The sequence below is a fragment of the Pseudomonas sp. No.21 genome, assembly GCF_054558415.1.
In genome coordinates, this window is the sequence record NZ_BAAJNO010000006.1 from 96,116 (window position 1) to 112,193 (window position 16,078).

10 protein-coding genes are annotated in these 16,078 nt (G+C 66.4%); 4 read left to right on the forward strand and 6 right to left on the reverse strand.

Annotation, left to right across the window (positions count from 1 at the left end; all coding sequences use genetic code 11):
- Positions 1-3 precede the first annotated feature (3 nt).
- From ACYJSS_RS13560 to bacA, 5 genes are all read right to left on the reverse strand, one after another.
- On the reverse strand, positions 4-5,247 hold the full coding sequence (locus ACYJSS_RS13560) for a DNA repair ATPase (RefSeq protein ID WP_236204689.1): 5,244 nt from the start codon (positions 5,245-5,247) through the stop codon (positions 4-6).
- Positions 5,248-5,456: 209 nt separating this feature from the next.
- On the reverse strand, positions 5,457-7,535 hold the full coding sequence (locus tag ACYJSS_RS13565) for a flotillin family protein (RefSeq protein WP_236204690.1): 2,079 nt from the start codon (positions 7,533-7,535) through the stop codon (positions 5,457-5,459).
- Between the two features lie 36 nt (positions 7,536-7,571).
- A complete protein-coding gene (locus tag ACYJSS_RS13570; RefSeq protein ID WP_236204691.1) occupies positions 7,572-8,201 on the reverse strand; it encodes an OB-fold-containig protein in 630 nt (209 codons plus the stop codon).
- A 62-nt stretch (positions 8,202-8,263) separates the two neighbouring features.
- A complete protein-coding gene (locus tag ACYJSS_RS13575) occupies positions 8,264-8,959 on the reverse strand; it encodes a PspA/IM30 family protein (protein ID WP_236204692.1) in 696 nt (231 codons plus the stop codon).
- A gap of 14 nt (positions 8,960-8,973) precedes the next feature.
- Positions 8,974-9,594, reverse strand: a complete 621-nt coding sequence (gene bacA, locus ACYJSS_RS13580; RefSeq protein WP_236204693.1) for a biofilm formation regulator BacA — start codon at positions 9,592-9,594, stop codon at positions 8,974-8,976.
- 331 nt (positions 9,595-9,925) lie between these two features.
- Here bacA and ACYJSS_RS13585 point away from each other — a divergent pair, with 331 nt between their 5' ends.
- From ACYJSS_RS13585 to ACYJSS_RS13600, 4 genes are all read left to right on the forward strand, one after another.
- Complete coding sequence (locus ACYJSS_RS13585) at positions 9,926-11,125, forward strand: CaiB/BaiF CoA transferase family protein (RefSeq protein ID WP_459479986.1); 1,200 nt, start codon at positions 9,926-9,928, stop codon at positions 11,123-11,125.
- Between the two features lie 26 nt (positions 11,126-11,151).
- Positions 11,152-12,036 carry a TIGR02285 family protein gene (locus tag ACYJSS_RS13590; protein WP_236204695.1) on the forward strand — a complete coding sequence of 295 codons (885 nt, stop codon included), beginning with the start codon at positions 11,152-11,154 and terminating at the stop codon, positions 12,034-12,036.
- Between the two features lie 166 nt (positions 12,037-12,202).
- Entirely contained in the window at positions 12,203-13,354 is a 1,152-nt protein-coding gene (nirK, locus tag ACYJSS_RS13595; RefSeq protein ID WP_236204696.1) for a copper-containing nitrite reductase, read from the forward strand.
- A gap of 58 nt (positions 13,355-13,412) precedes the next feature.
- Positions 13,413-14,225 carry an SUMF1/EgtB/PvdO family nonheme iron enzyme gene (locus tag ACYJSS_RS13600; RefSeq protein ID WP_236204697.1) on the forward strand — a complete coding sequence of 271 codons (813 nt, stop codon included), beginning with the start codon at positions 13,413-13,415 and terminating at the stop codon, positions 14,223-14,225.
- Positions 14,226-14,503: 278 nt separating this feature from the next.
- Here the strand turns inward: ACYJSS_RS13600 and ACYJSS_RS13605 are convergent, their stop codons facing one another.
- Positions 14,504-16,018, reverse strand: coding sequence for a sialidase family protein (locus tag ACYJSS_RS13605; protein ID WP_236204698.1), 1,515 nt, complete (start codon positions 16,016-16,018; stop codon positions 14,504-14,506).
- Positions 16,019-16,078 lie beyond the last annotated feature (60 nt).

Here is a 16,078-nt window from a genome sequence, read left to right on the forward strand (position 1 = left end):
GGGTCAGGTGGGCGTGCCGTCGGTGCCGGGCGTCGGCAGGGCGCCGCCCAGTTCGTTGAGGCGGTTGGCGATGTCGGTGATGCGGTGATGGGTGCGCAGGTCGACGTCGATCTTCTTGTCCATGATGCGGATCAGCGGCATGAAGCTGTTCTCCAGGCTGTCGGCCAGGCTCAGCAGCACTTCGCGCACGCCCTCCTGGGCCGGGGCGGTGACGTCCACCTTGAACGCGGCGGGCGGTTGCACCAGCGCCTCCAGGCGTTGCAGCAGGGCCTCCCACGGCACCTCGGCGGCGGCCGGCGCAGGGGCATCGTGACGGGCCAGGCCGCGCACGCTTTCCACGAGATCGTTGAGCTGGGCCACCACGCGGGCGCCGACGTCGGTGTCGCTGCCGCCCATGGACTTGTTGCGCAGGAAGTCGCGCTTGATCTGGGCCCAGCGCTCGGCCTGCTCCGGGCTCTGGTTGCCGCGCAGCTCGGCGAGCTTGAGCAGGTTCTCCTCGGCACCGGTGGTGAGCAGTTGCGACTCGCCCTGGTAGTGGTCGGCCAGAAGCTGCAGCAGCTCGGCGTCGTTCATCACGGCGGAGATCTTCTCCGCCATCTTGTTCATGTTGCGGTAGCTGCCCTGCAGCTTGAACGGCGGTTCGGTGCGGTACTGGTCGGCCTGGGCGGCACTGGCGATGTACTGCTGGTTGACCTTGAGCACCACGTCGCGCACCTGCATCAGGCGTTGCAGGGTGGTGGTGATCTCGTTGATCTCCGCACCGCTGTAGCTGTGGCTCAGCTCGTTGGCGGAGAAGGGCTTGCCCTCGGCGCGGGCGACGAAGCGGTAGACGTCGGCCATGTCGCGGGTGGCCAGGGGCGCCAGCACCGGGTTGGAGGTCAGGCCGTTCTCGATGTAGCTGAGGGCGAAGGCGTCCTGCATGCCACCCAGGGTGTCGCCGAGGTTATAGATGTCGGCGCGGTTGGCGAGCATGTCCGGGATACGGAACACATCGCCCGACTCGGTGTACGGGTTGCCCGACATCACCACGCAGAACTTCTTGCCACGCATGTCGTAGGTCTTGGTGCGGCCCTTCCACACGCCCTCGATGCGCCGGGTGCCGTCGCAGAGGGAGATGAACTTCTGCAGGAATTCCGGGTGGGTGTGCTGGATGTCGTCGACGTAGAGCATCACGTTGTTGCCCATCTCCAGCGCCAGGTTGAGCTTCTCCAGCTCCTGGCGCGAGGTGGCGTCCGGCGCCTGGGCCGGGTCCAGGGAGCGCACCTCGTGGCCGAGGGCCGGGCCGTTGATCTTCATGAAGATCAGCCCGAGGCGGTGCGCCACGTACTCCATGAGCGTGGTCTTGCCGTAGCCGGGGGGCGAGATGAGCATCAACAGGCCCATCAGGTCGGTGCGCTTGTTCTCCCCGGCGGTGCCCATCTGCTTGGCCAGGTTGTCGCCGATCACGCCCAGGTAGACATCGTTGATCAGCTTGTTGCGCACGAAGGAGCTGAGCGGGCGCGGCTTGAACTCGGCCAGGCGCAGGGCTTCGCGCTCACGGCCGATGACCGCCTGGCGCAGCGCCTGGTAGCGCTGCAGGCCGGGCAGGAAGTCTTCGCGGTGCTGGCGCAGGCGGGCGAAGAAGTCGTCCACCGCCAGCTGCAGGCTGCGCTCGACGATGCGCGGGTGCTCGCCCATCAGGCCGGTGACGACGAAGCGCAGGTCGACCTCGGTGATGCGCCGCGGGAAGTCCTCGGCCAGCAGCGACAGGGCCACCGCCTCGGGGATGTAGTCGGCCAGGGCGGCATGCTCGCCCTCCGAGCACAGCCCCTGCAGCCAGTTGCCCGCCAGCGCCCATTGCGCCGCCGGGCGCTCGGCCAGGCGCGACAGGGCCTGCTGGTAGTCGTCCCACATGCGCGCGCCCTGCAGGCGCAGCTTGAGCGCCTCCTGCAGCTGGCGGGCGTATTTGCTGAAGGTGAATTCGATGCGTTCGGCGGCCAGTTCCTGCACCAGGTACTCGGCGGCTTCCGCCGGGACGGCGGCGCCCAGCCCCAGGGGCTGCTCGACGAGGAAGGCCTGCATCGCGGCGAGGATTTCCGCCTGCAGCTGCAGCAGGCCCTCGCGGCGGCCGAACAGCTGCTGGATATGCCGGCTGGTGCGAGCCCGCTCCGGCCATTGGGCGGCGCTCTCGTCGCGGCGGCGGAGGTCCCAGAACAGGCTGGCGAAGGCCCGCGCCGGGGCGGCGTGGCGCAGCAGCCCGGCGCTTTCGCGCAGCGGCAGCAGCTGGGCCAGGATGGCGGCGGCGTCGTGGTCGTGGATGCCCTTCTCGTAGCCTTCCTTGTAGCGCGGCGCGGCGAAGTCGCGGATCACCCGCGCCAGTTCGTCGGGCTGCCCCAGCAGTTGCTTGAGGCCGTCCAGGCTGAGGTTCTCCTGCCCCGCATCGGCGGCGTCGAGCACCTGCCCGGCGAGGTATTCGGCGCGGTACAGCTGCGCGGATTCGGACTCCAGCGCCACCTGCCAGAAGGCCTTGAGGACATCCAGCTCGGGGTCGCGCAACGGTTCGAGGAAGTCGGTGCCGGTGAGGTGCAGGTGCAGCTCGTCGCCCCGGGGCATCAGGGTCAGGTCCAGCTCCTGGGTGTTGACGCTGAAGCGGTGGCGCGGGCCGAGCTTGATGACGTTGCCGCCCTCCTCGAACAGCTCGGTCTTGTCGCGCAGGGCACGCACCGCCTGGTCGCGGGCGCCCTTGAGGCGGGCCTCGACGTCATCGGCCTTGACGCTGTCCTTGAGCTCGCGCAGGCGCTCGGCCAGTTCGCGCAGCTTGAGGATCAGCGGGTCGGCGGCGAAGAAGGCATTGAGCTCTTCGGCCTGGGTGAATTTCGCCGTGCGCCGGCCGAGGCTGTCGAGGATGCGCCGGGCCGCGTCGAGCAGGCCCTGGGCCTTGCGCTGGCGCTCGTCGAGCAGGGATTGCTTGTGCGCCTCGAAGGTTTCCAGCAGCTCTTCGCGCTTGGCAAGGATGTCGCCGAGGAACTGTTCGTGGTCACCGAAACGGCTTTCCAGTTCCTCCAGCTGCACCAGCAGGCGCGACAGCTGCTCGTCGCAGCGCTCCGGGTCCTGGGCCTGGCCCAGGGCGTTGGTGATGCCCTGGCCGAAGAGTTTGAACTGGGCACCGAACTGGGCCACGGTCTCGGTGGACCCCAGCCCCTTGCGCCGCTGCTCGGCGCGGGCCTTGGCCTGGTTGAGGCGGGCGTAGATCTCGGAGATGGATTCGATGATGCGGGTGCGCTGGGTGGCGTCGTCGATCTGCAGCGAGGCCATCAGGCTGGAGAGCATGTCGAGGTCGGCGGCCATGGCCTGCAGCGCGGCCAGGGGCTCGGCCAGCTGGGCCACGGTCTCGGCCTTCTGCGCCTCGGCGTCGAGGGCCTCCAGGCGGGCGACGAAGGGCTGCAGCGCCTGCTCGCTGGCGAGGAAGCCGGCGGTGGCGGCGGCAGTGCGTTCCTGGGCCTCCTGCAGCTCGGCTTCCATGGCGTCGATGCGCGCGACGTCTATGTAGCGGTAGTCGCGGATGGTCAGCAGCAGGCCGCGCTGGGCGGTGATGCCGTTGAGGGCGTCGACGAAGCTCTGCACCTGGTCCCAGCTGTCCGGCAGCAGGCCCTCGAGCAGGGCTTTCTGTTTCTCTTCGGCGCCGACCATGGCCTGGTCGGACTGGCGGCGGATGCTCTCGACCTTCTCGTATTCGTCGAGCACCAGTTCGGCGGTGGCGGCCACTTCGCGCAGCAGCGGCGCCAGGCCTTCCAGCTGGTCGCTGCCGAGCCAGTGGTAGACGTCGAACAGGCGGCGGGTGTTCTGGCACAGCTGGGAGTAGCGCTGCACCGAGACCACGGGGGTCTCGATCTCGCGGCTGAGGTCATAGAGGTCGGAAACCCCACGCACCAGCTCGGCATTGCCGATGCGCCCGAGGAAGCCGCTGCGGGCCGGCTGGCGGGCGGCGAATTCCTCGGTGAAGAAGGGGGTCTGCCAGACCTGCATCGGGTGGATGCGGGTGGGCTCGTCGCCCTCGGCGGCGAAGATCACCATGCGCCCGTCTTCCAGACGCGCGTAGCCGTGGCCGAACAGCGGGTTCTGCAGCTGGCGGTTGATCATGTTGTAGGTGAGCAGCACCGCCCGCCCCTGTTCGGGGTGGTAGAAGATGTACTGCACGTCCTCGCCGTTGGGCGAGCGCACGGCACGCTTGAAGCGCATGCCGTCCATGGATTGCTCGAAGGTCTTGTACTCGCCGTTCTGCAGGTAGTAGCCACCGGGGAAGATGATGCCGTGGTCTTCCGGCAGCTGGACGCAGGCCAGGCCAATGGCGTCGATGCGCTCGACCTTGCGGGTCAGGCTGTTGAACACCAGGTAGCGCCACTGCTCTTCGCGGTAGGGCAGCACCTTGAGCAGGATCAGGCTGCCGAGGCGGGCGAACTCGACTTGGGCGTCGTCCAGGGACTGGGTCTTGTCGAGCACCTCCTCGCGGTAGATGCCGAGGCCGTCCTCGGTGTTGTTCTCGACCTTGATGGTGAGGTCGCCGCCGATGGTTTCGACGAACACGGTGTCGAGGATGTTCAGGTGCGGGTGGCGGCCCTGCACCACCATCTCGCGGGTGGCCTTCTTCCATTCGAAGTCGAAGGGCGCCGGCAGGGCGATGTCGCGCTCGCCACGGTTGTCGATGTAGCGCACGTCGCGGCCGTCGGCGGAGATGGACCAGCGGAACACGCGGATGTCGGTGATGCGCTCGCCGATCTGGAAGCTCGCCAGCAGCTTGCCGTCGCGGATGGCCAGCTGCAGCAGGCGGGTGTTCTTGTAGTAGGTGTAGAGCTCGTTGAAGTCGTTGACGAAGCCCTGGGCCGCGAGGAACGAACCATCCAGTGGCACCGGCTCGGCTTCGTAGCCCTCGCCCTCCTCCACCAGGCGGTAGAGGGAGAACACGTCGGCGACATGGGTCTCCTTCTTCAGGCCGATGAAGACGTTGTAGCCGAACAGCAGGCAGTCGCCGACCTGGACGATGTCGCGGGCGATGCAGTTGTTCTCGGTGCGGATGCGCACGCGACCGATGACGTCCATGCGGCTGCTGCCGAACTCTTCCAGGCGCTTCTGGTTGAGGGACTCGGTGGTCTGCCGCAGGCGTTGCCCCTGGTCCAGCAGGCGCTTGTGCAGCACCTCGTAGGCGCCGCCTTCGGCGACGGCCTTGTCCAGTACATCCTGTGCGGGGGTTGCGGCTTGGGCATCCGACATCGTGGTCTTCCTGAATCTGCGACGCTGTTGAAAGAGCTGCCGTTGTGTAGGTCCACGCGTCCGCGCGGATGACGGTGGCCATACCGGGCACCGTCATTCCCGCGAACGCGGGAACCCACTGAGAAGAGCGCGAGCAGCCTTCGAAACCATGTGGGGAACGACCCCGGAAGCGAGCGTCGGTGGACGCAGCCCGCTCCCGGGACCAACCGTCAGGCGCCGGCGACCGGGTCCTGCGGTTCGGCCTTGCGCTCGGGCGCCGGAGCGGCGACGGCAGCGGCAGGCGCCGACTTGCCGTTGAGCAGGCGGGCCAGCACGTCCTGCACCACCGGGCTCTTGCCCACCACGCCTTCGATGGCCTTGCCCACGGAGAGCGACTTGGCGAAGGAGTTGAAGAAGTCGCCTTCGCCGCCGACGATCTCGATCTTCGCCTTGCCCAGCGCGGTGGCGAGCACCTCGGCCTGGTCCTTGGCGATGTCCTTGTTGGCGGCGATGGCGGCCATGGCTTCCTCGAAGCTCTTCTCCAGCTGCATGCGGAACTCCTCGTGCTGGCGAGCGCTGTCGCTGAGGGCATCCAGGGCACCGAACTTCTTGCCCAGGCCTTCGGCCTCGGCGTTGAGGCGCTGCAGGAGGATTTCCGCTTCCGCCGAACCCAGGTCCTTGGTGGCCTTGGCCTTGGCGGCGCCGAGCTGTTCCTCGCCACGCGCCTGGGCGCCCAGCTTCTCTTCCAGGACCTTGGCTTCGGCCAGGCCGTCCTTCTCCTTGGCAGCGGCGGTGGCTTCCAGCACGCGGGCGTCGGCCAGGCCTTTCTCCTGCTCGCCACGGGCTTCGGCGATCAGCTGCTCGGCGCGTACGCGGGCTTCGGCGAGGCCTTCCTTCTCCTTGGCGGCGGCGGTGACTTCCAGCACCCGCGCATCGGCCAGGCCGGGGGCGGCGCGCTCGGCCTCGATGCCTTCGGCCAGGCGTTTCTTGGCTTCGGCCTGCTTGGCCGCGGCTTCCAGTTCGGCCTGGGCCAGGTTGTTGATTTCCACGGCCTTGTGCTTGGAGCGGGTCTCGTCGGCCTCGGCCTGCTTGACCTGGCGCACCAGCTCCTGCTCGGCCTCGGCCTGCGCCTGGAGCACGATGACCTGCTTGGCGCGCTCGGCCTCGGAGATCTCACGCACTTCCTTGATGCGCTCTTCTTCCTGGGCCACGGTCTTCTCGACGGCGACGCGGTCGCGGATCACGTTGGCGATGTTCTTGCGCTGTTCTTCCAGCGCCTTTTCCTTCTCGATGCGCTGCAGCTCGACCTCGCGCTCGCGGGCGACCACTTCCAGGTCCTTGGCACGGGTGACCTTCTCCACCTCGATGACCACGGCGCGCTGGCGGTTCTGCTGGGCCACTTCCACTTCGCGCTGGTGGTTCTCGACGCGCACGTCGATCTCCTGCTGCGCCTGGATGCGTGCCTGCTCGGCCTTGAGGCGCTCCTCTTCCTTGACCTTGGCGGTCTCGGCTTCCTCGCGGGCGCGGATGGTCTCGATCTCGCGCTTCTGCCGGGCTTCGGCGTCGGCCTGCTGGCGTTCCAGGGCCAGGGCGGCTTCGCGGGTCTCGACGTTCTTCTTCTGGATCGCCAGTTCCTGGTTGCGCTCCAGCTCGTTGGTGATGACGTTCTGCGCGGCGGTCAGCTCGGTGATCTTGCGGATGCCTTCGGCGTCGAGGATGTTGCTCGGGTCGAGGGAGTTCTTCGCGGTCTGCTCCAGGTAGTCGATGGCGACGTCTTCGAGCACGTAGCCGTTCAGGTCGTTGCCGATCACCTCGATGATGCGGTCGCGGAAGTCCTGGCGGTTCTCGAACAGCTGGACGAAGTCGAACTGCTTGCCGACGGTCTTCAGCGCCTCGGAGAACTTGGCGTTGAACAGCTCGTTCACCGCGGCGCGGTCGGAGGCACGCTCGACGCCGATGGCCTTGGCCACCTTGAGCACGTCTTCCTGGGTTTCATTGACGCGCAGGTAGAAGGCGACGGTGATGTCGGCGCGCATGTTGTCGCGGCAGATCAGCCCGTCCTTGGCGCGGCGATCGACTTCCAGGGTGATCAGCGAGATGCGCATGAACTCCTTGAGGTGGATGACCGGGTACACCAGGGCGCCGGTGAAGTGCACCTTGGGCGTGGAGGACATGTCGTTGACGATCAGCGCGGTGCCCTGCGGGACCTTGATGTAGAAGGCCTTGAACAGGGCCAGGATGCCGACCACGGCCAAGATGACGAGACCGAAGATGGAAGCGAAGGGGATCACCGCCTCTAAGTTACTCATTGCAATCACTCTCCTTTGATGCTGAGACGCACCGGGTCAGATGCCCCGGAATTCGTCCTCGGTGATGACCCGATAGGCGTGCTGCGCCTCCAGGTATTCCAGTAATACGACGCGGTCGCCGCGCTTGAGCCCGAGGGCTTCGTCGGCACGGACCTTGAGGATCAGCCCGGCGCCACCGTCTTCGAGCACGGCTTCGCCATGCTCCAGGGTGACCCGGCCGCTGCGCACCATGGCAGTCTGGCCGAGCACGCTCTTGCTGGTGACGGCCTCCGCCTTGTGGAACAGCGGCCGCAGCGGGCTGCAGATGAGCGCCGCCACGGGCAGCGCCAGGCCCAGCGCGACCACGGCCACGACCAGGCCCAGCGGGTAGCGCAGGAGGCCCAGGGGCAGGTGGCTGAGGACCAGGAGTTCGGCGAAATAGCTGAGGAACCAGGCGCCGGCGAACAGCAGGCTGAGCACCAGGGTGACCGGCACGCCGTTGAGCTTGAGTTTCGACAGCAGGGCCGCGACGCCATCGCCGGCGAGCAGCGAGTCGGCCTCGACGTCCAGCAGGTCGACCTCGACCAGGCCGAGCGCGACGATCGCCCAGTAGACGATGGCCAGGCACAGCAGGAAGCTGAACAGCACGGTGGGGAACGACAGTGCGGTCTGCAGGAAGATGTCCATCGCTTTCCTATCCCTGAAAAGGCTGGGGCGGGGCCGAGCGGCTCCGCCCGTTCAACGGTGGATCAGGACTTGCCCTTGTCCTTCAGGCGCGCCAGCACGCTGTCGGCGCTGGTGCCGTCGGCGACGATGCCGGCTGCGCGCAGCTTGGCATCGAGGTCATCGTCCGGGCTGCTGGTGGCGGCCAGTTCGGCGGCCGCTTCCATCTTCGCCGCACGCTCGGCCTGCTGGCGCTTGATCCGCTCCAGCGATTCGACGGCGGTGTGCAGCTTGGTCTGCGAGCCGCTGTAGCGCTGGGCCACGGCCATCTGCGCCTTCTGCACGCTCTCGGTGGCCTTGACGGTATCGACCTGTTGTTTCAGATGCTTGATGTTGCCTTCGGCCTGGGTCACGGCCTTGCGCAGCTGGGCCACGCTGGCGGCGAAGCCGGCGGCCTGCTCGCGCTCGACGGCCAGTTCGTTCTCCAGGTTGGCGATCTTCTCCGCCACTTCCTTGGCCAGGGCCTCGTTGCCGCCTTCCAGGGCCTTCAGCGCATAGGCTTCGTACTCGCCGACCTTGGCGACACACTTGCCGGCACGATCCTCGGCCAGTTTCTGCCGCGCCATGATCTCGGCCAGGGCTTCCTTGGACTTGCGCAGCTCCAGGTCGGCGTCGCGGATTTCCTGGTCGAGGATGCGCAGCGCCTGGCTGTCGACAATGGCCTCGCCGGCTTCGTTGACACCGCCGCGCAGGGCGGTCAGCAGCTTGCTCCAAACGTTCATGTGCTTCCTCCAGGTCAGGCCTGAGCCTTCAGGTAGCCTTCGTAGGCTTCGGTGGCGCGGATCACGTTGCTGGCGAGCGTCTCGATCTCGTAGACCACGTTGGACAGGATCGAGGAGGCGCTCAGGGCGCCGAACATGGTGTAGCAACGCTCGCCGCCGGGCAGCGTCTCCAGGCCGATGCTGGACAGCGGGAACAGCTGGCGGCTGAGCAGCACCTCCTCGTTGAAGGCGGCCACGTCGCGCACGTCGCTCTGCGGCCAGAGCAGCGCCTCGACGATGATCTGCTCACCGTGCAGGGCGACGAACAACGGCAGGTCGCCGTACTCACGCATGGTCACGTGCAGGCTGGGCTCGGCGCCTTCGATCAGCTCGATGCCGGCATCGCCACGGGTGAAGAGCTCGGTCGCGGCCAAGGCCTCGCAGAGCGCTCGCGCATTCCAGATCTGAGGCATTTCCATGGCCCCCTCCTTTTCCAGATTGACCGGCCCCGGTTGAGGCTGGCGCAGCTTGCGTTCAACCGCCAGGAGCGCCTGGGCGTTCTCCGGCAGTATCCAGACTTCCTTTTTCACCAGCCCCTGGTCACGCAGGCGCTGGCGGAACAAACGTTGGTAATGGGCGGATGACTTGTTTTGCATGAGCGCAGATTAGTTCATCACATGTGAGCTTTCAATCCATCACATGTAATATTTTCAAGGCTTGCCAAACGCGCGCAGGACTAAGCCTCGGAGCGGGCCCGAAGGGTTCTGCGAAGGTGGGAAGAGGAGCGGCGGGGCATGAGGACCTGTCCATGGTGTCTGCTGTACGCGTGCCGTGTCGCCAGGGATTAGAACCCCCTGGTCGCGCCTTGGAAAGCGGGGATCGGCCGAAGACCGACCTGATTCACGAAAAAGCAGCCGGCCAGCGGCTGCCCTGAAACGGGGCAATGGTCTAGGCTAGGCGGGTTTTTTCCTGCCCAACGGACGTGCAATGGATACCCTCGCCAAGCCTCTCGCCGGACTGAAGGTCATCGAACTCGGCACCCTGATCGCCGGCCCCTTCGCCTCGCGCCTGTGCGCGGAGTTCGGCGCCGAGGTGATCAAGGTCGAGTCCCCCGACGGCGGCGACCCGCTGCGCAAGTGGCGCAAGCTCTACGAGGGCACCTCGCTCTGGTGGTTCGTGCAGGCGCGCAACAAGAAGTCGCTGACGCTGAACCTCAAGCACCCCGACGGCATCGCCATCCTCAAGCGCCTGCTGGGCGAGGCGGACATCCTCATCGAGAACTTCCGCCCCGGCGTGCTGGAGAAGCTCGGCCTCGGCTGGGAGGTGATCCACGCCTTGAATCCGAAGCTGGTGATGGTGCGCCTCTCCGGCTTCGGCCAGAGCGGCCCGATGAAGGACCAGCCGGGCTTCGGCGCGGTGGGCGAATCCATGGGCGGGCTGCGCTACATCACCGGCTTCGAGGACCGCCCGCCGGTGCGCACCGGCATCTCCATCGGCGACTCCATCGCCGCGCTCTGGGGCGTGATCGGCGCGCTCATGGCGCTGCGCCACCGCGAGGTCAACGGCGGCGAAGGCCAGGTGGTGGACGTGGCGCTGTACGAGGCGGTGTTCGCCATGATGGAGAGCATGGTCCCGGAGTTCGACGTGTTCGGTTTCATCCGCGAACGCACCGGCAACATCATGCCCGGCATCACCCCCTCCTCCATCCACACCAGCGCCGACGGCCGCCACGTGCAGATCGGCGCCAACGGCGATGCCATCTTCAAGCGCTTCATGCTGGCCATCGACCGCGAGGACCTGGCCCTCGATCCGACGCTCGCCAGCAACGACGGCCGTGACGCGCGCCGCGACGAACTCTACGGGGTGATCGACCGCTGGGTCGGCTCGCTGCCCCTGGACCAGGTACTGGCGGTGCTGACCCGCGCCGAGGTGCCGGCCAGCCGCATCTATTCCGCCGAGGACATGCTCACCGACCCGCAGTTCATCGCCCGCGAGATGTTCCTCCAGGCGCGCCTGCCCGACGGCAAGCCGTTCCGCATGCCCGGCATCGTGCCCAAGCTCTCGGCGACCCCGGGCTCGGCCGAATGGGTGGGCCCGGAGCTGGGCGAACACAATGCCGAAGTGCTCGGTGCCCTGGGCTACGACGCCGCACGCATCGACGCCCTGCGCAAGGAAGGCGCCATCTGAGACGCCTCCCACCCTTCTCCTCGCCGATGGCCGGTGGTCCCGGACTCCGCTCGCGCCTGCGCGGCCTGCTGCTCGGCGGCGTGCTGCTGGTGGCCGCCGGCGGCTGTGCGGCGGCACCCGACACGCTGATCACCTGGACGGTGCGCGACATGGCGCCGTTCAACATCATGGAAGGCCCGCTCAAGGGCCAGGGCATCGCCGACCGGATGCTCGGCCTGTTGCAGCAGCGGCTGCCGCAGTACCGCCACGTCAACAGCCGCGTCAACCGCGCTCGTGCCAACCAGATGTTCGCCCGCGACACCCTCACCTGCGACGCGGGCGTGCTGAAGACCCAGGAGCGCGAGCAACTGATGTACTTCTCCATCCCAACCCTCGGTGTGGTGACCAACGGAGTGGTGGTGCGCCGGGAACTGGAGGACGAGATCCAGCCCTACCTGAAGGACGGCAGGATCGACCTGCAGGCCTTTCTCGCCGACCCGCGCCAGCGCCTCGGCGTCCTGGTGGAGCGCAGCTACGGGCCGTTGATCGACGCCACGCTGCACGCCACAGCCCCCGAGCGCCTGCTGGTGCACCACGGCAACAACGCGCTGGGCAGCCTGCTGCAGATGCAGCAGCACGGCCGCATCAGCGCCCTGCTCGGCTACTGGCCCGAGGTGCGCTACCTGGCCGAGACCGATGGCGTGGATGTCTCCGACCTGCGCTTCCATCCGGTGCAGGGCATGCCCAGCTACCTGCTCGCCTACGTGGGCTGCTCGAAGACACCCGAAGGCAAGCGGGCCATCGAGGCGATCAACGAGGTGATCCGCGAGCTGCGCGGCGAGGAGCTGATCCAGCTCTACGCCCGCTGGCTGGACGGCCCCACCCGCGAGGCCTACCTGCAGGACTCCAAGGGCTTTTTCGGGAAGGATTGAGCCCGCCCCACCTTGCGCAAGGCCGGCACCTGCGCAAACGCGACATGACGCACATCCTCCCTGCAGCAGGTTGTCCAGTTGCAGGCTTGCTTGTCTCAGCTCAAGGAAAGTTCCTGGCCACGCGGTATCTCTGTAGCCAACGACGGTAGTCATTACGGAGATGATCATGCACGACGAGGAAGCGATGTCCCTTTCCCGCCGCACCCTGCTCGCAGGCGCGGTGGTGCTCGGCGTCACCGGCTCGGTGCTCGGCAGCGGCAAGGCGCTGGCCGGGGCGGAGCCGGCACCGAAGAAACCGGGTGCGGCCCCGGACCTGTCCAGGCTGGAGCGGGTCAAGGTCGAGCTGGTCGCCCCACCCTTCGTCCACGCCCACGAGGCCCGCGCCAGCGGCTCGCCGAAGGTGGTGGAGTTCACCCTGACCATCGAAGAGAAGACCCTGGTGCTCGACGACGAAGGCACCGAAGTCCACGCCATGACCTTCAACGGCTCGGTGCCCGGCCCACTGATGGCGGTGCACCAGGACGACTACGTGGAGCTCACCCTGGTCAACCCCGCGACCAACGTCATGGCCCACAACATCGACTTCCACGCCGCCACCGGCGCCCTGGGCGGCGGCGCGCTGACCATCGTCAGCCCCGGCGAGCAGGTGAAGCTGCGCTTCAAGGCCACCCGCGCCGGCGTGTTCGTCTACCACTGCGCACCGGGCGGCGCGATGATTCCCTGGCACGTGGTCTCGGGCATGAACGGCGCGATCATGGTGCTCCCCCGCGACGGCCTGAAGGACCGCGCCGGCAAGGCGCTCGAGTACGACAAGGTGTTCTATGTCGGCGAACAGGACTTCTACGTCCCGCGTGACAAGGACGGCAGGTTCAAGCGCTACGCCAGCCCGATGGAGAGCTTCGCCGACACGCTGGGCGTCATGAAGGGGCTGGTCCCCAGCCACATCGTGTTCAACGGCAAGGTGGGCGCCCTGACCGGCAAGAACGCCCTCAAGGCCCGCGTCGGCGAGACGGTGCTGGTCGTCCACTCCCAGGCCAACCGCGACACCCGCCCGCACCTGATCGGCGGCCACGGCGACTACGTCTGGGCCAGCGGCAAGTTCAGCAACCCGCCGGAGCAGGACCTGGAGACCTGGTTCATCCCGGGTGGCGCGGCCGGCGCGGCGCTCTACACCTTCCGCCAGCCGGGCCTGTACGCCTACCTCAACCACAACCTGATCGAAGGCGTGCTGCTGGGCGCCACCGCGCACTTCCAGGTCGAGGGCGAATGGAACGCCGACCTGATGAGCCAGGTCGAGCCGCCATCGCCGATCAAATGAGCCCGCCGGCCGGCCCGCAAGGGCCGGCCCTCCACCCTGGCCAACGGACGCCGCCGCCATGCACAAGGCCACCCGGATCAGCCTGCCCGCCGCCTTCGCCATCGCGACGGCGGCCCTTCTCCTCGGTCCACGGCACCCGCCCGAACCGGCACCGGAAACGGTGGCACTGACGGCCCGTGCCTTCACCTTCCGCCCCGCCGGCGACTACTGGCAGGAGGCACGCGCCATCGACGCCCCCGCCCGGCGCGAGCGGCTACAACCCGGCTTCGAGGTGATGAAGTACCAGGTCAGCCAGGCCGAATACGCGCGCTGCGTGGCCGAGGGCGACTGCCTGCCGCTGAGCGAAGGGACCAGCCCCCGCGACGACCTGCCCATCACCGGCGTGAGCCTGCTGGACGCGCAGCTCTACGCCGACTGGCTGAGCCGCCGCACCGGCCAGCGCTGGCGCCTGCCCAGCGACCTCGAATGGGCCTTCTTCGCCGGCTCGCGCTGGGCCGACGACGCCCTGCTCATCGACGACGACGGCAGCAACCCCGCACGGCGCTGGCTGGCCCGCTACAGCTTCGAGGCCGAGACACGCACCGCCGAATCGGCCCGGCCGCTGGCACGCGGCGGCCATGGGCTCAACGAATTCGGCATCGCCGACCTCGCCGGCAACGTCTGGGAATGGACCGACAGCTGCCACCAGCGCATCAAGCTCGATGCGCGAGGGGCGCAGCTCAGCCGCATCGAGGCCTGCTCGATCCGCATCGCCGAAGGCCGCCACCGCGCGGCGCTCAACGACTTCGTGCGCGACGCGCGCGGCGGTGGCTGCGCCGCCGGGCAGCCGCCGGACAACCTCGGCTTCCGCCTGGTCAGGGACATCCCGTGATCCCCCTCAAGGCGCAGTGCAAAGGCCCTCAATAGACTGCCCTCGCCCTCCAGTGCCGAGCGCCGCCATGACCGTCGACCTGATGCCACCTCGCCCATCCACTACCAGGAGCCCGATTTCCTTGGCTTCGGCAACGCCGAGCTGAATGGGTGGTGTGAATCTCCCCGGCTTAATCAAAATTGCAACCGAAACCCTTCCCACGAGAGCTGACGATGCACTTGTATGAACGATCCAAGTCGCGATGTTCTTTAATTGCTCCTGCAACTTCTTAGTAGGAGTTACTCGGCAGGCCCAGCATTACTGCTCGCCATCTGATGCCAACTTCTACCATCGTCCGTTGACATCCAGAACTCGCCCCTTGCCGACCCGGCGTACGCCGTTTTGCCGTCTCGGCTGTAGAACAATTGGTTGAAGAATATCGGCGCCTCGGTGGTTTCGATCCAGTTCTTGCCGCCGTCGGCGGTGTAGACCATGCGGTTGGGGGAGAAGAAGCCGATTTCGAAAGCGATACCGTTTTTTTCGTCGCGAAAGGTGGGCATCAGCATAAAGCGCGAGTTGGTGGAGTCCTGCCAGGTTTTGCCCATGTCATGACTTTCGTAGGGGTTAACGGCAATGCTCGCGGCGCAGCGACAGCGCAATACGCTTTCTTGCGATACGGAGAACATCTGGATGGCGCCGGGAAGTTCGCGGATATCAGACTTGCCGCTGGGCAAATCCAATACGGCAATCTTGCGACCAGGCAGGGTGGTAACGAGCGTGTCGCGTACAAGGTGGGACTGCGCGCGTACGCCGGGGATGTCCCAAAATGAGATGTCCATCGTGTAGTGAGCCAGCGGGGTCCACGTATCGCTGCCATCAGGTGCTGAGGACACTCGCACGTCGTTGCCGTGCAGCGTGGTGGCAATCACCCGCTTGTTCCAATAACTGAGGTCCACTACAACACCGAATGGCAAGTTGCCGCGGATAGAACGCCATGTGGCGCCCAGGTCGTCGGATTGCCGAAGGATCCCCAGTTCACCACCTGCCAACCAGCTTCCTCCCGGCGTAACCAGGACCGACTCCACCGATACCTGGCTATTGATGTCGTGAGCAACCGGCCTCAAGCCAGGGCGCCAACTGAATACCACGCCGTTTGCACTGCCATACACGAAGTCTCCTTGATCGGTATCCTTCACCGATACAAATCCGTAGCTCATTTCTTTGGCAAGTTTGAAGGCTGCGTCCATATGTGCAGGTACGCTGTCACTACTCCATGACAAGGCAGGTTCCGCGAGTAGCGGTTTAAGACTGGGCAGGGCTTGGTCGATGAGTTCGGTAGTAATGCCTGCGTCCGGTTCAGGCTTATGGGCAAAAAGAACCTTGTTGTCCAAGCCCAACTGAATGATTTCACCGAGGTCAGTCAGGCGCCTGCTTTTCACTTCAAAGCGACTGAAGCTCGGATTCATGGTCACCAGCGAACCGACGCACATATACCCACATCGTTGCGCGGAGAACTCAACGAATCGATACGTGCCTGGCGGTAGGGAGGCAGCGTAGATGGCTGTTCTGGAGGTTGAATCCAGTGTTGGCAAGAGGGCGAATTGTCTGCTCGACTCAGCTCCTATAGGCAGGCGCTCAACAACTATGTTGTCCCAGTTCTTGAAGAACTGGCTGGCGCTGGCCATGTTGGGAAGCACCCGTACCAGTACGGCTCCGTCGGTTGGCGATTCGATTTCGGCGGTGCGCATTTCGACACTGGCGCAACCAGACAAGAACATCAGCAGAACAGTAGACAGCAGCACCCCGACACGCATGGTATCCCTTCCATAAACGAACCTCTTGGACGCGTGATGGTATCTGGGTGAATTTGATAT